General features: G+C 42.0%; 23 protein-coding genes. 13 read left to right on the top strand and 10 right to left on the bottom strand.

The features are described 5' to 3' along the window. Positions 1-304: 304 nt before the first annotated feature. Entirely contained in the window at positions 305-1,144 is an 840-nt protein-coding gene (locus J2T13_RS19865; protein WP_429374101.1) for an AraC family transcriptional regulator, read from the bottom strand. Positions 1,145-1,221: 77 nt separating this feature from the next. Between J2T13_RS19865 and J2T13_RS19860 the strand changes: the two genes are divergently transcribed. Further along, positions 1,222-1,884, top strand: coding sequence for a rhamnogalacturonan acetylesterase (locus J2T13_RS19860; protein ID WP_429374100.1), 663 nt, complete (start codon positions 1,222-1,224; stop codon positions 1,882-1,884). Positions 1,885-1,906: 22 nt separating this feature from the next. Further along, a complete protein-coding gene (locus tag J2T13_RS19855) occupies positions 1,907-2,938 on the top strand; it encodes an alpha/beta hydrolase family protein (RefSeq protein WP_429374099.1) in 1,032 nt (343 codons plus the stop codon). Between the two features lie 142 nt (positions 2,939-3,080). Here the strand turns inward: J2T13_RS19855 and J2T13_RS19850 are convergent, their stop codons facing one another. Next, on the bottom strand, positions 3,081-4,433 hold the full coding sequence (locus tag J2T13_RS19850; protein WP_429374098.1) for a sodium-dependent transporter: 1,353 nt from the start codon (positions 4,431-4,433) through the stop codon (positions 3,081-3,083). A gap of 275 nt (positions 4,434-4,708) precedes the next feature. Between J2T13_RS19850 and J2T13_RS19845 the strand changes: the two genes are divergently transcribed. The 3 genes from J2T13_RS19845 (at position 4,709) to J2T13_RS19835 (ending at position 7,267) form a co-directional block, all read left to right on the top strand. Beyond that, a complete protein-coding gene (locus tag J2T13_RS19845; protein ID WP_429374097.1) occupies positions 4,709-5,002 on the top strand; it encodes a DUF6509 family protein in 294 nt (97 codons plus the stop codon). Positions 5,003-5,160: 158 nt separating this feature from the next. Further along, positions 5,161-5,712 (top strand): class I SAM-dependent methyltransferase, encoded by a 552-nt coding sequence (locus tag J2T13_RS19840; RefSeq protein ID WP_429374096.1) that lies wholly within the window; start codon positions 5,161-5,163, stop codon positions 5,710-5,712. 127 nt (positions 5,713-5,839) lie between these two features. Then, a complete protein-coding gene (locus J2T13_RS19835) occupies positions 5,840-7,267 on the top strand; it encodes an alanine/glycine:cation symporter family protein (protein ID WP_429374095.1) in 1,428 nt (475 codons plus the stop codon). Positions 7,268-7,717: 450 nt separating this feature from the next. Here J2T13_RS19835 and J2T13_RS19830 read toward each other — a convergent pair whose 3' ends face one another. Continuing rightward, positions 7,718-9,184, bottom strand: coding sequence for an alpha-amylase (locus J2T13_RS19830; RefSeq protein WP_429374094.1), 1,467 nt, complete (start codon positions 9,182-9,184; stop codon positions 7,718-7,720). 361 nt (positions 9,185-9,545) lie between these two features. Between J2T13_RS19830 and J2T13_RS19825 the strand changes: the two genes are divergently transcribed. Beyond that, positions 9,546-9,872 (top strand): FlxA-like family protein, encoded by a 327-nt coding sequence (locus J2T13_RS19825; RefSeq protein ID WP_429374093.1) that lies wholly within the window; start codon positions 9,546-9,548, stop codon positions 9,870-9,872. Positions 9,873-9,949: 77 nt separating this feature from the next. Here J2T13_RS19825 and J2T13_RS19820 read toward each other — a convergent pair whose 3' ends face one another. From J2T13_RS19820 to J2T13_RS19800, 5 genes are all read right to left on the bottom strand, one after another. After that, positions 9,950-10,636 carry an ABC transporter ATP-binding protein gene (locus J2T13_RS19820; RefSeq protein WP_429374092.1) on the bottom strand — a complete coding sequence of 229 codons (687 nt, stop codon included), beginning with the start codon at positions 10,634-10,636 and terminating at the stop codon, positions 9,950-9,952. Further along, entirely contained in the window at positions 10,633-11,751 is a 1,119-nt protein-coding gene (locus tag J2T13_RS19815) for an ABC transporter permease (RefSeq protein ID WP_429374091.1), read from the bottom strand. Before J2T13_RS19815 ends, J2T13_RS19820 begins: the two co-directional genes overlap by 4 nt. Positions 11,752-11,820: 69 nt before the next feature. Further along, positions 11,821-13,197: an ATP-binding protein gene (locus J2T13_RS19810; RefSeq protein WP_429374090.1), complete on the bottom strand. Its 1,377-nt coding sequence runs from the start codon at positions 13,195-13,197 to the stop codon at positions 11,821-11,823. Continuing rightward, on the bottom strand, positions 13,194-13,871 hold the full coding sequence (locus tag J2T13_RS19805; RefSeq protein ID WP_429374089.1) for a response regulator transcription factor: 678 nt from the start codon (positions 13,869-13,871) through the stop codon (positions 13,194-13,196). The genes J2T13_RS19810 and J2T13_RS19805 overlap by 4 nt, the downstream gene beginning before the upstream one ends. Beyond that, the gene (locus J2T13_RS19800; protein ID WP_429374088.1) at positions 13,868-15,208 is read right to left on the bottom strand and encodes a voltage-gated chloride channel family protein; all 1,341 of its coding nucleotides are present in this window, start codon (positions 15,206-15,208) and stop codon (positions 13,868-13,870) included. Before J2T13_RS19800 ends, J2T13_RS19805 begins: the two co-directional genes overlap by 4 nt. A gap of 292 nt (positions 15,209-15,500) precedes the next feature. On the opposite strand from J2T13_RS19800, the gene J2T13_RS19795 reads away from it, so the two are divergent. Beyond that, on the top strand, positions 15,501-16,901 hold the full coding sequence (locus J2T13_RS19795) for a hypothetical protein (protein ID WP_429374087.1): 1,401 nt from the start codon (positions 15,501-15,503) through the stop codon (positions 16,899-16,901). A gap of 284 nt (positions 16,902-17,185) precedes the next feature. Next, entirely contained in the window at positions 17,186-17,803 is a 618-nt protein-coding gene (locus tag J2T13_RS19790) for a flavin reductase family protein (RefSeq protein ID WP_429374086.1), read from the top strand. A gap of 81 nt (positions 17,804-17,884) precedes the next feature. Here J2T13_RS19790 and J2T13_RS19785 read toward each other — a convergent pair whose 3' ends face one another. Further along, the gene (locus J2T13_RS19785; protein WP_429374085.1) at positions 17,885-18,466 is read right to left on the bottom strand and encodes a TIGR00730 family Rossman fold protein; all 582 of its coding nucleotides are present in this window, start codon (positions 18,464-18,466) and stop codon (positions 17,885-17,887) included. A gap of 203 nt (positions 18,467-18,669) precedes the next feature. Between J2T13_RS19785 and J2T13_RS19780 the strand changes: the two genes are divergently transcribed. The 3 genes from J2T13_RS19780 to J2T13_RS19770 all read left to right on the top strand — a co-directional run bounded on the left by J2T13_RS19780 (position 18,670) and on the right by J2T13_RS19770 (position 21,245). Beyond that, the gene (locus tag J2T13_RS19780; protein WP_429374084.1) at positions 18,670-19,155 is read left to right on the top strand and encodes a GyrI-like domain-containing protein; all 486 of its coding nucleotides are present in this window, start codon (positions 18,670-18,672) and stop codon (positions 19,153-19,155) included. A gap of 140 nt (positions 19,156-19,295) precedes the next feature. Further along, positions 19,296-20,291: a phosphotransferase gene (locus J2T13_RS19775; protein WP_429374083.1), complete on the top strand. Its 996-nt coding sequence runs from the start codon at positions 19,296-19,298 to the stop codon at positions 20,289-20,291. A gap of 51 nt (positions 20,292-20,342) precedes the next feature. Then, positions 20,343-21,245, top strand: coding sequence for a phosphotransferase (locus tag J2T13_RS19770; RefSeq protein WP_429374082.1), 903 nt, complete (start codon positions 20,343-20,345; stop codon positions 21,243-21,245). Positions 21,246-21,343: 98 nt separating this feature from the next. On the opposite strand, the gene J2T13_RS19765 is transcribed toward J2T13_RS19770, so the two are convergent. Further along, positions 21,344-21,907, bottom strand: coding sequence for a GbsR/MarR family transcriptional regulator (locus tag J2T13_RS19765; RefSeq protein ID WP_429374081.1), 564 nt, complete (start codon positions 21,905-21,907; stop codon positions 21,344-21,346). Between the two features lie 260 nt (positions 21,908-22,167). Between J2T13_RS19765 and J2T13_RS19760 the strand changes: the two genes are divergently transcribed. Together J2T13_RS19760 and J2T13_RS19755 are read left to right on the top strand one after the other, a co-directional pair. Continuing rightward, positions 22,168-23,403, top strand: a complete 1,236-nt coding sequence (locus J2T13_RS19760; RefSeq protein ID WP_429374080.1) for a quaternary amine ABC transporter ATP-binding protein — start codon at positions 22,168-22,170, stop codon at positions 23,401-23,403. Continuing rightward, positions 23,400-24,236, top strand: a complete 837-nt coding sequence (locus tag J2T13_RS19755; RefSeq protein WP_429374079.1) for an ABC transporter permease — start codon at positions 23,400-23,402, stop codon at positions 24,234-24,236. Before J2T13_RS19760 ends, J2T13_RS19755 begins: the two co-directional genes overlap by 4 nt. The last annotated feature ends 4 nt before the right edge of the window (positions 24,237-24,240 follow it).

The following is a 24,240-nucleotide window of genomic DNA, read 5'->3' as shown; positions in this document are numbered from 1 at the left end:
TTTCATTCGCTCCGATTGTTATTTTTCTCATTATAAACAAAAAAGACCCAATAAGATGACCTTTTTCAAGTGTCTATCTTACTGGGTACATTTTATAGAGGGGGTCTCTTTTTTAATGGAGCGAGAGACAACGGGTGTAGTAAATCCCAAGGGAAAGATTGAGCAATGATTTCTCACATTAAAGGTTGTTTTGTATTTATAGGGGTCATGTCTTCTATATTAGAACAAGGATGTTCAATTTTTACTAATATAGACAATAGGAATAGCAGAAATAGAGTGATTGATTGTTCTATAATAAGGGCGTTCACCTACGTGCACGATAACGTAATGGAGATACCCCAGTAATAGCCTTGAAAGTTTTATTGAAATGAGAAATGTGTTCAAATCCAACCTGTTCTGCAATGACTTGCACTTTATCACGGGTGGTATGAAGTAACTTCTGCGCCTCACGAATGCGAACGATCCGAATATATTCGCTGAAATGAAAGCCTGTTAATTTGAAATAGATCCGACTGAGATAGGCTGGACTAATATAGAATAGCTTTGCTGTTTCTTCTAGTGTGAGGGTCTCTTTGTAATGGCTATTGATGTACGAAGCAATCTCGGACACTTTCTGGTGCATGGGATGCATATTAGCAGTGTTGTGTTGATTGTGGATATGACTAGAACGGTGAATGCGAATTAAGAGCTCGGTTAACAATTGTTGGACACAAGCCACATAAAGGGGAGGTTGTTCTTTACATTCCACTAGTATTTGCTGAAGAATATGCTCAATGATGGACTGTTCCTTCATAGAGAAAGTGATCACGGTGGATTCTTGAAAAGGAGGCAGTGTTAGCAGCGAAGGGCTAGTTTCTCCTACGAATTCCTGCGTAAATTTAATGAGTACGCGATCAAATTTCTCGATATTTGAGCTGGTGGTAGAGTGGAGTTCGTTCGGAACGATAACCACTAAGTCTCCCTTTTTGGCTGTGCAGACTTTACCGTTGATGAAATAAACACGTTCTCCGTCAAGTAAATAGAATAACTCGTAGAATGGATGGAGATGTGGACGTGGCATGGCGGAATAGCCCTTATGTTGAAGTTGCTGGATGGAGAAGGACAGGTCCCCAATATGATATTTTGGTTCCACACGATGGTTCATGTTCACTTAAGTTCCGCCTCGATTCAAGAAGAATGAATTACGAGAATTTTAGCATAGTTCAGGAGTGGAGGTAAGAGATGAAGAAAGTAAAGGTTTTTCTAGCTGGAGATTCGACGATGTCCAATTATGATGCGACGGTGGCACCTCGGGCAGGCTGGGGGCAAATGCTTACAAGCCTTGTGGGTGAGGGTGTAGAGGTACGGAATGAAGCAGCTTCTGGACGAAGCTCTAAGAGTTTTATAGAAGAAGGTAGACTAGCTAAGATTGAACAAGAAATCGGTCAAGGTGACTATTTACTGATTCAGTTCGGTCATAACGATGAGAAGGAAGATGAAGCACGCCATACCGAGCCCTTTGATGATTATCAAGGGTATCTAGATCAATTTATTACTGTAGCGAGAAGCAAGCAGGCGGTTCCTATTCTAATCACCCCAGTGCAGCGCCGAACATTCAACGCACAGGGTGAACTACAAGACACACATGGGTTATATCCAGAGGCGATGATGAAGCTAGCTGTGGATCGCCAAGTGCCATTGATAGATCTAGGTCGTATGAGTAAAGAGCTATTAGAGCAGCTTGGGCTGGAGCCGTCTAAGAAGTTATTTCTATGGTTTGCACAAGGTGAACATCCTAATTACCCAGAGGGTGTCCAAGATGATACGCACTTCTCACAATTCGGTGCTCATGAAATCGCTAAATGGATGGTCTATAAACTGCAAGAGCTAGGAATTCAAATATGAATGCGAAGGTTGATGATAAGGTATGTGGAGCCCTGATGAATATCTAGCAGAATTATATACGAATACAGTCAATAGCAGCTTTGATCGTACCGTTGAGACCATTCCAGTGACTGTGAAGCACAAGGAACTTAGGCGTCGTCTTGCTACCTCGATAGGGTCTAGACCAGACAAGGATGCCTCCTTACAACCAGAGTTGCTTGAGAAATTTGAGATGGACGATTTATGCGTTGAGAAGTTAGCTTATACGACCTACGAGGGGATGAGGGTTCCTGCGTACGCGCTCTATCCTAAGGTGAGGCAGGGTAAGCTCCCGGCGGTTTTGGCTTGTCATGGACATGGACCGGGTCACCGTGCAGCGCTGGGGATGAACCCTGATGATAGCTTCGCTGATGATCCGGGGATACATAATCAATTCGCTGTGAAGCTCGCTCGGAGAGGAATGTTCGTGTTGGTTCCCGAAATTATTGGATTCGGTGACCGAAGATTAAGAGCAAGAGTTGAGGAGGATCCTTCGGCTAAAGATTCTAGTTGTCTGCCTATCGCTTTACAACTTCTGATGTGTGGTATGACAATCGCTGGATTTCGTGTATACGAGGCCATGCGTGCTCTTGATTATTTAGCTGTTCGTGAAGAAGTGGATAAGGACCGGATTGGAACCATTGGTTTCTCGGGTGGGGGGATGGTCGCTTCTCTGACTGCGGCATTAGATGATCGCATCCAAGCAACTGTATTGTGTGGATATACGAATACGTATCAGGGGAGTATTCTTGATCGTCCACATTGTATAGACAATTATATACCAGGGATACTTCAGCATGCGGAACAGCCGGAGTTAATCGGATTGATTGCTCCGAGATCGCTATTTATAGAATCTGGTGAGCAGGATATGGTTTTTCCTATAGGAACAACGAAGGAAGCGATTGATCGATTGATGTCTATTTATCGAAGTCTGGGTGTGGAGGATAAGCTTGCTTATGACTTGTTCAGGGGTAGTCATGAAATATCGGGGAAACAATCATTTGACTGGCTACTGAAACAGCTAACGCTTACCTAGTAAGTAATAGTAGGGGATAGTGAATGATTATCCTGCGTGGTTCATTGGAGTTATAAAATAAACGTGAACAAGGCGTGTGGGCCTGTTCACGTTTATTTTTATAGCGTCAGACGCTGTATTTGATAAAAGGAGGATGTGATCCTTAGAACTTAATGACACCAGAAGTGTGCAAGAAAACGAATAGAACGAGGATGGGAGCTACATATCGCAGCATGAACAGCCAGAGGCGGAACCACCATGCCGTTAATCCTGACTCTGCAGCAGCACCCTTCCAGTAGTACCCCGCAAACACAGTCACGATCAGTCCTCCTAGCGGTAGTAAGAGATTAGAAGCTATGAAGTCCATCCAATCGAAGAAGGCTTTGCCACCCAAATTGAGGTTAGATGCAGCTCCAAGTGATAATGCTGATGGAATTCCGAGTAGGAAGCAGAGGAACAATATAATCCATACGGATTTGGTCCGAGTCCATTTCCAACGCTCCATGGTATAGGCCACGGGTACTTCTAACAAGGATACAGTAGACGTTAAAGCTGCTATGGCGAGTAACATGAAGAATAAACCACCAAATAATGCTCCAAATGGCATAGCAGAGAAAGCTGCAGGTAAGGCGATAAAGACAAGACCTGGGCCTTCAGCTGGATTAATGCCAAAAGAAAACGTCGTCGGAAAGATAATCAGACCTGCAATAAAAGCATACAGCAGATCGCCACCTCCAATAGCTAGCGTAGCCATACCCAATGATTGACTCTTTTCTACATATGCACCATAGGTGAGCATAGCGCCCATCCCTAATGAGAGGGAGAAGAAGGCATGCCCTAAGGCAACGAGTAAGGATTCTGCACCAAGCTTGGACCAATCTGGATTAAGGAAGAAGGAGACGCCTGCCCCTGCTCCTGGAAGGGTCAAGGATCTGATCATTAATACAACTAAAAGAATAAGTAATCCTGGAATTAGAATTTTGTTGAATTTCTCAATACCTGCTGAGACGCCCTTGACGACGACTAAGCCTGTAAGTAGTAATACGACAAGCTGCCACACGATCGGCTTCCTCCCAGACATGAAATCATTGAATTGTCCGGTGAAATCTGGATTAGCAAATAAATTGCCACTAAACGCGGATACTGCATAATTTAATGTCCATCCTGCTACAATAGAATAGAAAGAAATGATTAGGAATGCAGCGATGACAGAAATCATACCTAGCCGGCCCCATATTTGTTGTCCTCCTACTTTTACGAAGGATGAAGATGCACTACCGCGCCCACCACGTCCAATAGCTAGTTCTGCAAGAAGTACGGGCAGCCCAATGGCTACTAAGCATACGACAAAGAGAATGAAAAATGCAGCCCCACCATATTGACCGGTAATATATGGAAACTTCCACATGTTTCCGAGTCCTACTGCGCTTCCGATGGCTGCAAATATAAATCCAGATGAAGAGAAGCGTTCTTTGTTATCGGATGAAGAGTTCTGATTTGATGGATGCGACTTCATAATGTCCCCCCTGTATATCTATCAATAATTGTCCCCGTGTGAGGAACTTAAGTATTATACTTAATTGTTGGGTAGATTGTATATAAAACTTGATTTACAAGCAACTGTTATCTGATTTTATCTATTATAGTTGTGTCCAATATTCATCTAAATATGAATGGAGTGGCGAGTTCAACCTAAGATGATGAATCGGATTACATTATAGAACGGATCATTAGTTTGTAAGCATGTGAAAAACGTATATAATAACATAGATGTAGAGGGGAGTTGAGAGAATGATTACAGTTAAGAGTTTTCAAGTGGAAGTGATGAAAGATCCATTCGGAATATTAACAGGTGAGCGGTATCAATTTATACTTGACTTGGATGTGGAAGAGGATGATGAACTTTACTCCGAGAATGGCGTGTATGCCAAGGTTACTTATAAGGTGGAGAATGAAGAGTATAGCATGATTCACTATGACTTATATGAGAAGATGGTGGATCGCTATTTAAGCTTTGACATGGAAGAAGATGAAGAAGAAGTTCTAGCATCTTTTTGTAAAGCGAACTTGCCTAAATTCAAATAGGATACATTTGTTAAGGGAGGGACTGTCTCTATAGAGGCAGTTTTTTTGAATTATAAGAAAGTATGTTTTCACTATCTGTAAGAGTATTCATCATGGATGGGTGGTTATTCACTGGGGAAGTGCAGATAAATCCAATTTAACGTTAGGAGGTGACTCAGATGTTAAACACTCTTAATCAGATCATGACTGGGGTGTTAATTGTAGGTATGTTTACTGCGGTACTATCAATCGTGTACGTAAGTTTGCGAAATGGTATCTCTCCAATGCCATCTACGGCGCCTGTCCGTCAAGTGGTGACAGCGGAAATAAAGCGAATAACGAATAGGAAATCGATTGTTGAAGCAGGATCGGGGTTCGGAACATTAGCCATACATATGGGGAAATATCATACGGATTCACAGATCATTGGATTAGAGAACTCACGCATACCGCTATGGATCTCTAAACTGCTAGCAAGGATGGATAACCGGACTAATGTTACCTTTTTGCGTAGAGACCTATATACGTATTCATATAAAGATGCAGATCTGGTCGTCTGTTACTTGTATCCAGGTGCAATGAAGCGGTTAACAAGCATTTGGTCTAAAGGATTGAACCCGGGAGCACAGGTGATTAGTGTATGTTTTGCAATTCCAGATTGGGAGCCAGATCGAGTTACTATCTGTAAAGATATATATCATACCAAGGTCTACATATACACGGTAAGTTAGTAAGGCAACGAATGAAATATTACAAAATAATACATGTATCGACTTTTAAGGGAAATTTGGTATACTAATGTGCTTCCTCAATTAAGGACATCATAAACCATACACAACTAGAGAGGAACCATAACTCATGCAACAGTCGTTACAGAATGTGATTGATCTTATAAACAACATCATGTGGTCTAATTTGTTAATCGTAATGCTTGTTTTGTGTGGCCTGTACTTCACTTATAGAACGAAGTTTCTTCAATTTCGTTTATTAAAAGAAATGTTTCGCGTACTAAAAGAATCCAAAGATGGCTCTCGTGACAGTATTTCTCCTTTTCAGGCATTTTGCATTAGTATGGCAGCCCGTGTAGAGACAGGGAATATTACAGGGATTGCGATTGCGATTGCGCTTGGTGGACCCGGGGCTGTATTCTGGATGTGGGTTATTGCTATTATTGGTTCAGCATCCAGCTTCATTGAGAGTACGCTAGCGCAAGTGTACAAAATTAAAGATAAGGATGGCTTCCGAGGTGGCCCCGCCTATTATATGGAACGTGGCTTAAATAAACGGTGGATGGGTGCATTGTTTGCTATTCTAATCACATTGTCGTTCGGTTTGGTATTTAATGCAGTACAGTCAAACACGATTACAATAGCTTTTGAGAATGCTTTTGGCACGGATCGTTTAGTAGTCGGTTTAGTGATGGCTGCGGCATTTGCTGTCATTATATTCGGTGGCATAAAACGAATCGCCAAAATGTCGGAGTATATTGTCGTTGTGCTAGCTGTACTTTATATCGGTATTGCATTTTTTGTTGTACTTGTGAATATTGGACAAGTTCCAGCAGTTCTTACACTAATCGTGAAAAGTGCATTTGGTGTTGAGCAAGTCGTAGGGGGTTCCCTTGGAGCAGCACTCATGCAGGGTGTGAAGCGGGGATTGTTCTCCAATGAAGCTGGTATGGGAAGTGCGCCCAATGCAGCCGCTACAGCGACAACAAGTCATCCGGTGAAGCAAGGGTTGATTCAAGCCTTAGGCGTGCTTCTGGATACATTGGTTATTTGTACAAGTACGGCGATGATCATTCTGCTCTCAGGTAAGTACACGCAGTCTGGGCTTGGTGGTATCGAATTGACGCAGGCAGCATTAAGCGTACATTTAGGTTCATGGGCGTCTGGTTTCTTAGCTTTGATGGTGTTCTTATTCGCTTTCAGTACGCTAATCGGAAATTACTACTATGGAGAAACCAACATTGCCTTTCTGAGATCAAATAAAATTTGGCTTATGATCTATAGAGTTAGTGTATTGGCGATGATCATATTCGGCTCGATAGCAAAAGTGCAGTTGGTATGGGATCTGGCTGATTTGTTCATGGGCTTCATGGTTATCGTGAATCTCATTGCCATTACTATGCTTTCTAAAGTAGCCTTTGCGGCCTTGAAGGATTATATGCAGCAGAAGAAAGAGGGCAAAGACCCTGTGTTTACGAGAGAGAGTCTACCGATTTTAGATAGCTCTCATATTGTAGAATGCTGGGATTCTCCTTCAATAGCGTCTAAAGTCGAATAGCTTAGTTGTGTGAAAATTTAAGAAGTATTCATTAAAAAGCTCACGTTATACGTGAGCTTTTTTTGTCGCGTCCTAGTGAGAAGAGAAATAATCAATGTCCTCCAGAGGCTGTGGAAACCTATGAATCATCTAATTTACAGACTATGAGTTATATAACGCATCAATAACGATATTCTGCAACCTGTTTGCTTCATTAAGTTCCAAGTAAATCCCTGCTGATTTCCAACTTGTTTCGAGTGGGGCTGTAAACATCTCGGGGAACACTCCTTTTCTCCAAATTGTCCATAATGGCAGAATTTCAAGCTAGTATAGTCCATCTCCACATAGTATTACTATTATATTCCATATTAGATGGTAATGGTTATTTATCTATGGAGACAGGATGTCTGAAGAAAAGGGTAGCACTACATGTCAATGAACATGAGATGCTACCCTTAGTTATTGCACTTTTTACTGCACATCTACCTCTGGTAATGCCCATACGGACACGCTTCCTCCATTGACTGGGAAAGTTGCAAAGCCGTTATCATCGATGGGAATCTGATCTTGTCTATTATTTGTTAAATCAATCCATACTTCCCCCGCACGATCTGCTCCAACCAGCATTCGCTTCTCTCCATTGTCTCCGTTAGAGATAACAACGGCACACCCTGAACGTTCTATTTCCTGCAGGCCGAATCGCACCCATCCGATGGTGTTCGGATGATCGAAATAATCTTCTTGTTTTCCATAGGCTTTGTGGTATCGGGCGTAGAGAAGGGGATCAATGGCTGATTGCTTTCCTGCTATTGCGTTGTCTCCTCCGATCCCATAATAATCACCGTAGAAGACAACAGGATAACCATCTTGGCGAAGTAGGATGAGGGCGTAAGCACTTTGCTTAAACCAGTCGTCTACCCAAGACTCGAGCGATTCATGAGGCTGAGAATCATGATTATCGACAAAGGTAACCGCGTTTAATGGATGAGATCCCACTAAAGTATCCTTGAACAGGGTTGTTAGGTCAAAGTCTCTACCGGAGTGTGATGCGGCATGAAATTTATAATGAAGAGACACGTCGAATAGATCTATTTTATAATCAACGGTATCGAGAAATTTCTGACAGGCCGTAAGATCGGAGTTCCAGAATTCACCGACAATGTAGAAGTTGTCACCATGCTCTTTCAATAATTCAGTAGTAAATTGTTCGATGAAATCATGATTAATATGCTTGATCGCATCTAAGCGGAAGCCGTCGCATGACACTGTCTGGGTCAGCCATTTGCCCCAAGAGATCATTTCCTCCCTCACTTGAGGGTGATTATAATCGATATTGGCGAACATTAAGTAATCGTAATTACCAAATTCATGATCGACATTGGTATTCCAGGTCTTGTTGTCACCTACGATGCGAAATATGCCTTTGCGATCAGTCTTCGCGTCATAATCCGTGCCGTTGAAATGTTGAAAGCTCCACTTAAATGAGGAATATTGCTCCCCTCGCCCAGGGAATGTGAATTTCGTCCAACCCTCGATATCAAAAGGTTTTGAAATTTCTTCTAAGCGATTATGTTCATCTACTTCGATGACCTTAAACGTCTCTTTCTCATCAGCACCTGCTTTATGATTCATGACTAAATCTACATATACGGCTATGCCATGATCATGACAAGTATGGATAGCGTCCACTAATTGTTGCTTAGTGCCGTATTTCGTGCGAATGCTGCCCTTTTGATTAAATTCTCCAAGGTCATACAGGTCATATGCAGCATAACCTCGATCCTCTGTCGATTGGCCTTTGGTGACAGGAGGGAGCCAGATGGCATCAATTCCTCTTTGTCTCAACTCTGGGGCCATTTCTTTTAACTGATTCCAGTGATTTCCATCAGCATTCACATGCCACTCAAAAAATTCCATCATCGTATGATTGCGCTTCATGTCCTATTCCTCCGTATGACTCCTTGCTTGTACAGTATTTGCTTCTTCGCAAGAATGATCGTTTAAGTTTATATAAAAAGAGTTACCCAATCTTACATACTATTAAAACGTAAGATGGTTATTGAAATGGAGAGAAGCGGTGGAGAATAGAATAGGAACAGTGAAGTATCTGATGCGAAACTGTTTTTATGGTAACTAGTCTGAATAGGTTTCCAATACGGGATCGAAAGTATTCAACCGTAGGAACAACTTCTATTCATGATTCTGCTGGATCATACTTTCAGTGGAGATTCAGGTACAGGATATAAGTTCCATTTATACTTAGGAGAGTAATCAAATATTTACATAAGGAGCTCATCATATGAATATTTCATCGACATCATCAAGCATGGCTACTTTATCGACATCATCCGCATCCAGTAATAGCGCTAGTCTGGAGAAACAATTAACGAAACTTCAGGCAGATCTGAAGACGGCAGCAGCGAGCAAAGACAATGAAGAGACCAAAGCAGCGAAAGTAGCACAGATACAACAGCAAATTCAACAAATTACGGCTCAAATTGCACAAAAGAGTGCTGATACAAGTCAAGCTCAGACAAGTACGAAGGAAGCGACAGTGAAAGAAGTAAATAATAATACTCTTAACGTGGATACCTGTGCAGAGGGTGGTATTGATATTCGAATCTAAGAGGATCAGAGAATGACTAATAACGGAGAAAAGACGTCAGATTGTTATCGTGACGTCTTTCCCCGGTACTATTAAACTCAGTGATTAGGTTTCTCAACCAGTAATCCATCTTCCAAATATAGCACACGATCACACCATTCCAGCATTCGCTCATCATGGGTTACCATGACGGCTGCTTTGCCTTCGTTCTTCACTTCGTCAGCAATCATCCGGACGACTTCCTTGCCACGTTTGAAGTCTAGGCTTGCGGTAGGCTCATCGGCAAACAGAATCTCAGGCTTGTTCATCCAAGCTCGTGCAATGGCGACACGTTGCTTCTCTCCACCGGAGAGCTGATCAGGGTAATGATTACGACGATCCCATATCTCCAACCGTTGTAATAAATAAGCAGCGCGCTGCTTCGCTTCCTTAGCATTCGCATGTGCCTGTTTAGCTACAAACAATAGCTGTTCTTCCACCTTCAAGTAAGGTAACAGTTGCGCACTTTGGAACATGAAACCTATTTTGTGTAACCGGAGCTGTGTGAGTTCCGCTTTACTCTTATTCGCTAAGGATTCCCCATCAATCTGTATTTCACCGCTAGTTGGCGTTAGAAGCGCTCCGGCTGCTGAAAGAAAGGTGCTTTTCCCAGAGCCAGAGGGGCCAAGAACAGCGACGAATTCTCCCTCATCTACTTGCAAGTTCAGATTATTCAACACCGACATCGTTGAAGTCCCATCACCATAGGTTTTGGTCACTTGTTTCATCAGTAATTTAGTACTCATGCGCCAGTCCTCCCTATCGCTTCTAATGCATCTATTTTGGCTACCTTAGCCACCGAGATCAGTGATCCCATCAAAGACATCGCTATAAATAAACTGCTAGTTATAACGATGGTAGAGGTGTCCAGTTGGAAAGGCATGGATTCCGGTAGAGCCCTGTTCATTCCTAAGGTCAGCAACAGACTTATACACAGACTTGCCACAGATAACACCGTAACCTGTCCGACTACACTCCAAGCTAAGTAAGACATTTTCGTACCCATCGCCTTCAGAATACCGAATTGGCTTGTTTTCTGGATCGTGATGACGTAGAAGAATACGGCCAATACAAACGCTGCGATAACAAATAAGAAAACAGTCATCATGAGTAGAGAGCCTTGTTCTTCTTTATAACCGGGAATACTAGAAATGGCTTCTTTTTGCGTAATGACTTCGATGTTAGCCACTTTATCAGAGATGTTGGCTATCTGATCGGATGTGGCATTCATAGCAAAAACGTTAAATGAGGCTGATTTCACAGATTCCTCAGTTCCGGACACTCCCTGCTTCATAGCTTGCCAGTCCCCAGTATTCATATAGACGACGGGAGTGTGACTGTATGAGCTGTCCTCGACATATCCGGCGACGTTCCAACTCATACCTGTAGCTTGATCAACAATGGTACTGCCAATGGTGATACCTGATTGCTCGAGCTTTCGGTCAACAATAACACTACCGTTCTTCTCATTCGTAATGGCTTCTCCCTGAACTATATTAGGAGCCAATAAACCCTGCATATCTACCGCAAAAAAAGTAACATCAGCTTTCACATCCGTATCGTTAGCGGTAATGGTACTAGTCTGGATACTGAGCGGCGTGGCATTCTGATCACCTACAACAGAACGAACCTCTTGTAATTCCGCTTCATTAAGTTGAGAACGCCTAAACGTCTGATCTGCATCATCCTGAACAACATAATGGTTCGTAGGCATATTCTTTACGGCCGAAATATTAGCGTAGGCTAAACCCTGTGCTAGTCCAGTTACAAACAGGACCAGAAAAGAGACGAGTAACATAATGACCATAATAAGCATGTATCGGGCTTTGGAATGCCGCATTTCTCTTAATGCTAGAAACATATAACCACTCCTTCTAATCTGTATAGTCCCAGTTTAGAAGTTGAACATGAACGGAGTATGAATAATGAATTACAAAGAAGGTAGAGAAACGGTAAAGGTAGTTCCTGCATCCTTCACACTTGTCACTTCAAGGGTCCCTTTATGGGATTGAACAATTTTCTGGACAATGGAAAGTCCTAATCCCGTGCTGTGAGTCTCTCGTGTCCGTGCTCGGTCCACTTTGTAGAACCTGTCAAAGATCAGGGGGAGTTCCTCAGCGGCAATCCCTTCACCAGTATCTGTTACACGAATCAGACATCTTCCGCTGTCGAGACTTGCAGATATTCTAATTTCTCCACCATCTGGCGTATATTTAATCGCATTAGATAATAGATTCATCCACACTTGATAGAGTAGGTCTGCATCTCCGCTAATGCTAATCTCGGGTATGTTCAACCGGAGCGACAATTGTTTATCCGCAAGTCGCCACTCCATAATCTGCACAACCTGGCGTAGTTGGGAACGCAAATCAAAAGTACTAGTCTGTAGTTGATCGGCATCATAATCCAGAGAAGATAAGGTGAGTAGTTGTTTACTAAGCATCGACAAGCGGCGGCTTTCTTCATCAATGATAGAGAGATACTGTATTCTCTCGTCCTCAGGTAAGGTGGGGTCCTTTAAAGCATGGGCAAAACCTTGTATGGAAGTGAGAGGAGATTCGATTTCATGGGATACATTAGCGACAAACTCCTGTCTAGCTCGATTCGTTCGTTCTAGCTCTCGTCCCATGATCATGAAGTGGCTAGCCAGCTGACCAATTTCATCACGTCTCCGTGTATTTAGCTTAATGTCATATCTACCTTTAGAAATTTCCTTCGTTGCCGAAGTGAGACGAATAATCGGTCTGACCACATGTAGGACACTGATCATAAGGAAACATAGGGTGAACAATAGGATAAGTCCTATTATTATTGCAAAAAATATGCGTAGTTCACCGAACTGTACCTGGGCATCCGGGCGCATGAATAACGCGTAACGCTGGTTGTTGATGTGAATGGGCACACCGATCGAGTTACGCAGCTGGTTATCAAAAAATCCGGTAATAAACGGTTTGTCTGGAAAATCAGCAATCCCATGATAGACTCCACCTATCAGTACACGCTGAACGTATTGTTCCTCCAAATCATTTTCCCGAAAGGGTTCACCGTAGAAGCGGTCATCCCCCTGATTGTTCGTGATATAAATTTTGTATCCCAAAGAAGCCACACTGGATAGATATTCATCGACAGAATTCGGGTGGGACTCACTAAATTGTTGAAGTTGAAGGGCCATTTCGGTAAGCTTCGAATCATTCTGACTCTTAATGTTCTGTTGGTAATAGAAGTTGGAACCTAGAAAGGCGAGTAGGCTACTTATTAGAATTACGGAACAAAAGACGAGACACATGCGTACATAGAGTGATTTCATGGGCTGATCATCTCCACCTTATAGCCAATCCCTCGAACGGTCCGAATGATAAAGTCATCCTGATAATCTATAAATCGCTGACGTAAACGTTTAATGTGAACATCCACGGTTCGTTCATCACCTTCATAATCTGTTCCCCACACGAGTTCAATTAACTCGCTGCGGGAGAAGAGTCTTCCCGGGTATTGAGCCAGCTGTGCCAGCAATTCAAATTCCTTCACGGGTAGTAGTAAAACATCGTTCCCGTCGCTAATCTCATAATTTTTGCGATCAATGACCAGTCGATTCAAACGGATTTTATCATCAGAAGCGATGGAGTATCGACGAAATAAGGCTTTTATCCGATATAACAACTCCTCCGGTTCGAAAGGTTTGGTCACATAATCGTCCGTTCCGTGTAAATAACCTTGCTCCTTATCACTGAGTTGTTGGCGTGCCGTCAACAGAATGATTGGGATGTCGTAGGTTCCCCGAATATATTGGCATAATTGTAGCCCATCCACATGCGGCATCATAATATCTACGATAGCTAGATCCACGGTAGCCTCTTTCAATTTCTGTATGGCTTCCCGTCCATCAGCGGCTTCAAGAACGAGATAACCTTCGCGGGTCAGAACATGTCTCAATAGTGTGCGAATATGATGATCATCGTCGGCGATTAATAGATTTTTCATGATCTTTCACTCCTGGACTTCTTTTTTTTACCGAGTTTTATCGTACCCAGAGTTGTACCCTCGGGAACTTGTATCCATTGTGATTTGGAAATTCCAATCTGTTGAGAGGTATAGATACCTGTATGACCGGAGAAGAAATAGCTCACGAGACAAGCAATGAACATATAGATGGCGCCATTCGCTCCATTCGATCCGAACAACTCAATACCCATAAGAAAGCAAGCGATAGGTGTGTTGGTGGCCCCGCAGAATACGGCGATAAATCCCAATGATGCCAGAAAAGGGGCGTATAAATGCAGGAAGCCGGATAGCGCATTTCCTAGCGTTGCGCCGATTGCAAATAAAGGCGTTACCTCTCCGCCTTGGAAGCCAGCACCTAGTGTAAGCGAAGTAAATATTAATTTCCACAAGAAAGCAAAGGGGGAAACATCCTCCGTGAAGGAGTCTTGAATAAGTGGAATGCTGAGACCTAGATAATCCCTTGTCCCAAGGAAGTAGACCAAGACGATGATGATACAACCACCGGCTGCGCTTTTGATCATAGGATTGCGAAATACGTAGCTATAGCCCTTCTTTAGAGCATGTGTTAATTGGCTAAACAGCATGCTGGTCAATCCGAATAGGATTGAAGCGAATATAACCTTAAGGAGCACAAGGGTTGATAATTCGGGTACAGCGCCTACATTATATTGAAGATGAGATACACCCCAAAAAGATGTTGTCACTAGATGACCGACGAAGCTTGCCACAAAAGCAGGCAGCAGAGCTTCGTGACGGATTAAGCCGATAGCTAGAACCTCAAGGCCAAAGATAGTACCGGCTAAGGGTGTACCAAAAATTGATCCAAAGCCACCGCTAATTCCGCATATTAATAGAATTTTTCGATCTACCGGACTGACTCGTAGAAGCTTACCGAATCCTTCGGCTAAGCTCGCTCCCATCTGTACAGCAGTACCTTCACGGCCGGCAGAGCCTCCGAACAGATGCGTCACCAAGGTTCCGAACAGAACGAGAGGTGCCATTCGTAGAGGGATAGCCTCGTTCCCGTTATTGATTTGTTCCAGAATTAAGTTGTTACCCTTGGCACTATTCTTCCCTAGCTTCAAGTAAAGTAAGCTAACTAACGCTCCCCCGGCAGGTAAGAGAAACAACAGCCAAGGTTGTCCCATTCTCAAGTCAGTGACGTATTCCAGACTAAGGAGGAATGCGGCAGATGCCGTCCCAGATAATATCCCTACGCCGCTGCCTAGAATAATCCATTTAATAAAAGATCTAAGCAAAGCTGTATGTACAAATCTTTCAGATAATTGTGCCCAGCTCAATCTAATTTTCTGCATCAGTTCATATCTCCTTAAAGCATGTGTGAAATGGGTAAAAAAAAGACCGTTCTTCCTATTTGAATCGTTTGTACCACCAAAAGATTCATAAGGGAGACGATCTCTTAAGAAAATTCTATCACGATCTAGACTAACCTTCAATCGATCGCTTTTGTATCCATGGGGTATTGAGGGTTATAATCAATTTAAGCAAGAAATTGTGAGATCGTTGATTGACCTCAATATAGATTATAGATATAATTAATACTATTTTATGGAATTTTACAACTGAACTATCATAGGAGTGATCTAGATGAAATCTAACACCGCGATCTGCTCAGTACTAGAAGATTACATGAGAAATAATGGAGTCGACCTCCAGGGATTATCACAAGCAACGGGTATCGACAAAGGGATATTAAGTGCGATTATTGAGCGTAATCCCCCCCAAATTATTGCTATAAGTCATGTGGATCTAATTACAGCAGTGATGGGGCTTCCCGAGGGAGTATTATACATATTGTATGTGGATGAATGCTTCATCACGGATGCTCCGAATAGGGAATGGGTAACCCCCTTCCTTCAACGGTGTGCAGAGCTTGAAAGATACGACTGTATGGAGAATATATTGCAACGGCTTGGCGATGATCTATCATTTATGCCTGAACTATTTAACGCGGCAGAATTATTCTACCAACAAGGTTATACCCTAGCCGCAACTTTGTTGTACAAATGTGTTGTTGAAGGTGAGAAGTATCAACATTCCGAGAGGGTAGCTATTTCACAGTATCGGTTGTTCAAAGAAAAGTTAGGGAAAGATAATAGGATTAATTTAAGGGTTGCTAGTCAGTTCGATCCTTATATTCATCGGTTATCTGTGGATGATCAGCTGGATGCTTTAATAGATTTGGGTAATGTATATAGCGAACTTCATGCCTGGAAACGTTTAGAAGAGATTACCGATCAATCAGAAAAATTGGTGGGGGATATATACAAATCTGAATGTGAAACGAATAGATACGATGAATCGAATAGGAAGACTAAACATCCTCTGGTTGTGTATTACGGACAAGTCTATTTGATGAAAGCAGAAGTGTATAATAATCGTAAGGATTACGATCAGGCGAAGGAATACAATAACCGTTATGCTGATTTAAGCTGGTTTAAGGGACTGGGAGAAGAGGGTAAGGCATGTGTCGATAAGTTTAGTGAGTGGTCCAGGGCAAATGCCTATGTTTTTGATCTGAAGTTAGGAAAGACGGAGGTTCTTCCTGAGTATGTATCTTATATTGAGAATAGGGAATGTGAGATTCTTCCGGGCTTAGAAATCATTATGACGGCAGCCAATCAATATGGGATGAATGTGGACCCCGTTCTCCTGAAATTTGAAGATAGTATTTCGTCTTCCTTTCAATTGGAGTCTGAAGTGGAGGGTTATAATCATCAATTAAGTATGGATAGGTATACTATTTTATTTTATGAAGTGGCCTATTATTATTCTAGAAATTCTCAGCCTGAGAGGGCTAATAGATTTCTTTTGATTAGTTTGGAAAACGCTGTTAGAATGAATAATAAGTCAAGTATTATTCTATGTATGAAATTGTTTGAAGAGTTAAGAGATGTTGCCTCTAGAGAAGATTTACATAAGTACAAGACTATAGTTAAAGGAGTTGATGATGATGCGGAAAATGATATCTTCTTTATCGATAGCTAGTCTAGGTCTACTTATTTTCTTTTCAGGTTCAGAAAGCCTATCAAGTTTGATCCATGGTGTTGGATGGTTCTGATTTAGAAGTAACCTTTACTAATAAGTGTAGTTAAGTAACGTAAATAAGAAACAATTCAAGCCACATGCATACGACCCCTGATGGTCATGCATGTGGCTTTTAAATTCAAATAGGATGCTGCTACAATTGTGAAGTAGACGTATTAATAGAGGATAATTGAGTATACTTCTTGAATGATTGTTGAGAATAAACTTACAGTGGGAAGAAGGTTATGAAGTTGATTACAATCGATCCCTTAGACCAAAGTGAACGAGATAATTATAAGTTGCTTATAGGTAGCATTATTCCTCGACCAGTCGCCTTCGTTACAACGCAGACCTGTTCTGGCGTTCTAAATGGGGCACCCTTTAGTTACTTCAATATTGTAACGGCTGATCCTCCAATGGTATCTATATCGGTGGGTCGCAAGAAAGGTCAGCGCAAAGACACGGCTAGAAACGCCTTGGAGACAGGGGAGTTTGTTGTTCATATCTCAGATGAATCATTCATCGAGCAAATAAACGAGACTGCGGCAAGCTTGCCTTCAGATGAAAGTGAAGTACTCTTGGCAGGACTTACCCCTACGCCAAGCACCAAAATTAGTGTTCCAGGGATAGCTGAAGCTAACATTCGGATGGAATGTCATCTCGAACATATCATCCCCCTTGGTGGAACGACAGAATCCCCTGCTACTGATTTACTAATCGGACGCGTGGTATGCTTTCATATTGCAGAATCCTTATATCACAATGGATATATTGATCCCGAAGGACTGAAGCCAGTAAGTCGGCTTGCTGGCAATTCCTACGCGAAATTGGGTGAGATTTTTACTATTGAACGGCCTGAATAAGATAGAACAAGGATCAATGAAGGTCCCGTTTGGGAAACGGAGATCTCGTTGATCCTTTTTTTATTGTGGTCATTTTCTGTATTATGTCTGATCTATATTTATATAGGCCTTCACGGTTGGAGGGTTATAGGTAGTGAACTTCTCAATTAATTCTGCCGGATTAGAATCAATGATCGCCATTGCATGATGCTTATCTTGTAGAAATTGTTGTTCATTCATATGATCAAAAAAAGAAATGAGTAAGTCATAATAATGATTGATATTCAGAATTCCGCAAGGTTTTTGATGAAGTCCAAGTTGGGCCCAAGTGAAAACCTCGAAAAATTCTTCTAATGTTCCAGGTCCCCCAGGTAAAGCAATAAACCCATCTGCTAAATCAACCATTTTGGTTTTTCTTTCATGCATAGAACCTACAATAATTAACTCCGTTAAATTCGGATGAGAAATTTCTCGATCCTCTAACATTTGTGGAATAACTCCAATCACCTGTCCTCCCGATTCCAAGACGGCATCGGCTATTGTTCCCATAATTCCGACGCTAGCCCCACCATAGACAAGGGTAATACCTCGTCTTGCTAATTCTCTACCAAGCTGAATAGCTCCCTCTTTATAAGCAGGTGATGCTCCCTCACTTGATCCACAGAAAACGGCTATTTTTTTCATGTTTACCTCATCCTCCTTTTATTTAAATTATTGCATTGAATCTGAAATAATGGTGTATAACTTTGGTAATAGCATGTAGGTTTATTATACTGTGGTCACCCTGATAACGGAATATAAGTTTAAACAGTAAAGAGGGAACTAGACATACAGTTGTCCACTTCCTCACGGTACAATAGTGAAAACTATGAAAAGAGGAATCATACATGCTAAAGACTAGTCATGAACATAAGCCCCAAATAACACTTACAGGAATAAGTGTTAGAACGACTAATAGACAGGAGGCAGGTCCACAGGGACTGATTCCTGAGTTGTGGGAGCGCTACTTCCAGAGCGATATTGCATCACAGATGGATGTGCGTCATCCCCATTTCATTTATGCACTGTACACAGATTATGAGAGTGATGCGACAGGTGAGTATACCCTTCTTATTGGACACGAGTGTAGTGACAATAGCAGTCCAATAGCGGGGTTGGAGCAGGTTATAATTCCCGAAGCGCAATATATCGTTTTTGAGACGAAAAGGGGTCCTGTCCAACAAGTGGTCATAGAGGCGTGGCAGGAGATTTGGAGGACTTTCGAAGATTCTACAATCAAGAGAACATATAGCGGAGATTTCGAGTTATATCAGACAAGCGATTCTAATCCCGAAGAGTCTGTGGTGCAGATTTATATTGCGGTGGAATCTTAGGGGACAAGCGGAATCCCGCGTCATGCCTACTTACAATTGAAGCTTATGGTGAATAAATGGAAGTAAATTAGAAACTTCACAACCCATGCTGAATACAATGACCATAAGCTTCATTATTGTAAGAAATGGAGGAGCGCGGGGTGCCAAATCAAGATCAGCATGCTAAGTTTAAAAGCATCACCAAACGATATGGGCTGCGTTTACATCGTGTTAAGACGCATGATTCTTTATACAAAAAAAATGCTGTGCATTGCGCGTCAACAGATAAAGGGAGATTTCTAATTAAAGTATTATCCATCCGCAATCTCGATCAGAGATTGACCAAAGAACAGCTCTTTTCGTACATCAAGAAATTAAAAAAAGCACATTATCCGAATTGCCCCAAATGGCTTACAACACGACGAACGGGTAAGTATTACGTAACTAGCCACGGAAAGCGCTACTATGTGACGGAATGGATTACCGGGCGTAGCTTGCAAGATGATGTTCAGGATTATGAGGATCTGGGAAGAGCATTGGCGGGTCTTCACACGCTATTGAAACATAACCACACAAGCATGTCCTCTTTTACCCACAAACAAATGAGTAACTTTCAACGACAAGGCCACCTCTTTCATTCGCATTTACGTAAAATAAACTCTAAGAGTACCGTTTCTAAAAAATGGTTTAAAAAGAATGGGCATCAATGTGCTCATTTAGCTCATGAAGCATGGGCAATGATGAACACGCCTGAGGTTAAGCGGATTCTCGCAGACGAGCGGAACCACCCAGCATTAATACATGGTGATATCACGATACCTAATGTTGTAATTAATTCAAAAGGATTGTACTTGGTCGATTGGGATTGTTTAAGGAAGGGATCTATTTATTACGAAATTGCCAAAACGCTTTCCAATACTACGCATTACAATCCCGTTTATATGCAGGCTTTATTGCGTGGCTATGTAGAAATACGCCCGTTAAATTCGGCTGAGCGGATCTTGATCAGTGCCTTTTTTCGGTTGCCTCGTGAAGCATGGATTGAAGCGCGGAGAATTTCACAGGGGAGAAGTCAACGAGGTTTAGCATTATTAGCTTTATCATGGGATAATCGTTTGAATGCTATAGCCCGACTAGATGAATGGGCTCATGAGTAAGGAAATGGGGATAAAGAGGAGTCAAATATGACGTGAATAAGGTGATAAGAGATGTTCGCATGGTTAAATCTTGAACAGGAATATGGTATTCGAATCGTAAGACAGGTGAGTGTGCGTGACGTATTTAAGATTTATACGCGAGATCATGGCGTTTTATGTTTAAAAGGCTACAATATATCCGAATCAGAGATGGGTTTTATTGCCCAAGTATTCACACATCTAGCTAGACATGAGTTTGTACATTGTCCTAGATTACTTCTAACCACGTCACAAGCTCCTTGGATTACAAAAGATGGCGTCCACTACATGTTGACCAATTGGGTCATTGGCGAACATCCACAATTCAAGAATAAAGAGCATCTCAAGAAGGGAATACGTCTCCTTGCTAGATTCCATACGGTTGCTCAAGGATTAACAGCCCCGCAGATCCTGGAAAGAGTAAGGTATAACAGTTTGCCTGCGCTGATTACATCGTACCGAAGCGACCTCGACAAATATCGGAGTATGAGGTATATGGTTGCCCTTTGTGATCAAGCGCTGGAGCAGTTACAGCATTCCTCAGTGATCAAGGCCATCGCAAATGAACAAGCTGCAGCAGCGTTTGTACATGGGGATTATAATTATCCAAATCTCGTTATAGATACCTCGAAATCGATGCATTTGATTGATTTTGATAACACATCATTAAATGTACGCATGCAGGATTTCTCTCATATTTTGCATCGTAATTTACCATGGAAGGGCCAGCAGACTTTACGTTACATCGAGTATTATGATTCTAAGCGTGCTTTAAGTAAGGAAGATCTGCACTTATTGTATACATTACTGCTGGTTCCATACCCCATCATAAGGGCAATAAGACGAAAAAAATTAATAAAACATGCTCAAATAGCGTCGTTACCAACATCGAAGCAAATAAAGGACTATAAGGTGCAGTTAAAGCAATTAATATAGCTAAAAGGGATCTGTTGAATATAAAAATCAAAATGCCGTAGGCTGTCGTTATAGATAGCTTACGGCATTTTTAATATGTCTGATACGATATTCATTCCCTATTCTTGCTCTTCTTTAGGAATCCAATCGAAAATTTGCCCAGATTCTAATGCGTCGATAAAACGGCCTAACCATTTATAATAATCGATAGCATGAGTCATTTTTTCAATATCTTTATCAACTTGTGTAACTAATATTTCGTTATCTATATGATCTACACGTAGTTTCTGTATCTCTGCTCGTGATTTCGCTAAAGAGTGAAGATTCATTTCCATGGATTTGCGCCATTTAATGGAGAAGTAATCAACAAAATTTTGGTGCCAGTCCCCTTCTACTCCATACAGATCTTTCCGCGAACCTTTTCCCCAAACCTTATTGATCATTTTTAGATCTACTAGAGCACGCATACCTGTACTCATACTGGTCTTGCTCATTCCCATTTCCTGACCCATCTCATCCAGCGTGACGGGACCATCATGGAAGTACATATTTCCGTACAAATGACCAATGGACATCGTGACCCCATAAAGATCCATATTCGTTCCAATAGAATCCATGACGCGTTGGCGCGATTTCTCGATCACTTTAATCTGTTCTTCATTTAATCCATCAAATGTTGTCATATCGTACACTCCCTTGAATAACGCTTGCGATGAGCGGAAACAATATCCACAGCATCCATTGTAAAAAAAAGAGTCTGAAAAGTAAAGAATAAGGCTCTGAAGGAATTGTAAGTTAAACAGAGCATACAGTTAATATAGTATGTAAAGTTTAAACTGTACACTCTATACGGTCATTTTTACATTTTGACCCTTTTTTTGAAGAAGTCTAGACTGTATAAGTGCCATATATTAGATCCGGATGATTGAAAGGGTGATGAAACATGGCGATTATTGAAGTCAAATCGTTAAGTAAGGTGTTTGGCAATGATCCGAAGAGGGCGTTTCCCTTATTAGATCAAGGGTGGTCTAAAGAGCGCATTGCTAAAGAAACGAAATTGACAGTAGGGGTTAATCAGGTCAACTTTTCTATAGAACCTGGTGAGATCTTCGTCATTATGGGCTTATCGGGTAGTGGAAAATCAACGGTGGTCAGATTGTTGAATCGTCTCATCGAGCCTACAGCGGGGCAGGTCCTTATTAATGGTAAGGACATTGTGCGAATGAACAAGGAAGAACTACGACAGGTTAGAAGAAAGACAATGAGTATGATTTTTCAGAAATTTGCGCTTTTTCCCCATCGTACGATATTAGAGAATGTTGAATATGGATTAGAGGTACAGGGGATTGGAAAAGAAGAGCGGGTAAAGAAAGCGATGGAATCCTTAGCATTAGTTGGTTTGGCAGGACTAGAGCATCAGAAACCAGATCAATTAAGCGGTGGGATGCAGCAACGTGTTGGGCTAGCACGAGGGTTGGCTAACGATCCTGACATTCTGTTGATGGACGAGGCTTTCAGTGCACTTGATCCGCTCATTCGTAAAGATATGCAGGACGAGTTACTTGAGCTACAAGAGAACATGAAGAAGACCATTATATTCATCACCCATGACCTCGATGAGGCTTTGCGTATTGGAGATCGAATTGCCTTGATGAAGGATGGGGCTATCGTTCAGATTGGTTCGCCAGAGGAGATTCTTATGAATCCCGCAAATGCTTATGTTGAGCGATTTGTCGAGAATGTAGATTTGTCCAAAGTACTTACAGCGGCTCATGTGATGATTCGTGCGGAGACGATTACTATGGACCGCGGGCCAAGAGTAGCATTACAACTAATGCGTGATCGGTCGATTTCAAATCTTTATGTCGTTGACAAATCTCGTCAACTGATAGGAGTCGTGACAGCAGAGGATGCAGCGGCTGCCATTAAATGGGGACAAACCTTAGAGGATATTATCCTTCGGGATACCCCAATAGTATCACCAGATGTTCTTCTGGTGGAGCTATTCGACGTGGTAAGTAGCACAAAAATTCCAGTCGCTGTTATTGATGAACGGAAACGTTTAGTTGGTATTGTGATTAGAGGAGCAGTCCTCGCAGCGTTAAGTGGAAATAACGAAACAGAAGCAACGGTAGAAGCAGAAGTAGAAGTAGAAGCAGAAGCAGGTGAAACTCAATGAGTATACCAAAGATCCCTATTGCGGAATGGGTAGAAGCGCTGGAAGGCTGGCTCGAGACGAATTTTGAACCCGTGTTCGATGGGGTAAAACTTGTTGTTGGTAATATCGTGAATGGCTTGGCAGATGGATTTAACTTCTTGCCTCCGCTTGTTGTGATTGCTTTGTTTACGATCCTTGCCTATTGGCTAGGAAAGGTTAGACTTGGGGCATTTACACTTCTAGGTCTGTTACTTGTGCTTAATTTAGGCTATTGGGAACATACCATGGATACACTTGCATTGGTACTGACGGCTTCGTTTATTTCTATAGTATTAGGCGTGCCGATCGGCATTCTGTGTGCTGGGAATAAAAGAGCTCAGAGCATCATTACCCCGTTACTTGACTTGATGCAAACGATGCCGGCGTTTGTCTATTTGTTGCCAGCGGTTGCATTCTTCTCATTAGGTGTTGTGCCTGGCGTAATCGCCTCGGTAATATTCTCCATTCCGCCAACTATTCGGTTAACTAGTTTGGGTATTCGTCAGGTTCCTGAAGACTTGGTAGAAGCAGCAGATGCTTTTGGTTCAACGAGTATGCAGAAGTTAATCAAGGTACAGTTGCCGATTGCGGTTCCAACCATTATGGCAGGAATTAATCAGACGATCATGCTTTCACTATCGATGGTTGTTATTGCCTCGATGATTGGAGCTCAAGGTGTGGGTGCTGACGTCTATAAAGCAGTGACACAGGCGAAGACAGGTATTGGAACGGAAGCGGGTCTGGCTGTCGTTGTTCTTGCAATTATGCTGGATCGTATGACACAGAAATTAGCGAAGAAAAATAAGAAGGAGTGATTGT

The sequence above is a fragment of the Paenibacillus sp. DS2015 genome (assembly GCF_050433705.1).
Taxonomy (GTDB): domain Bacteria; phylum Bacillota; class Bacilli; order Paenibacillales; family Paenibacillaceae; genus Paenibacillus_AQ.
The sequence above is the reverse complement of the archived record's forward strand: the minus strand, read 5'-3'. Positions and strand labels throughout refer to the sequence as shown.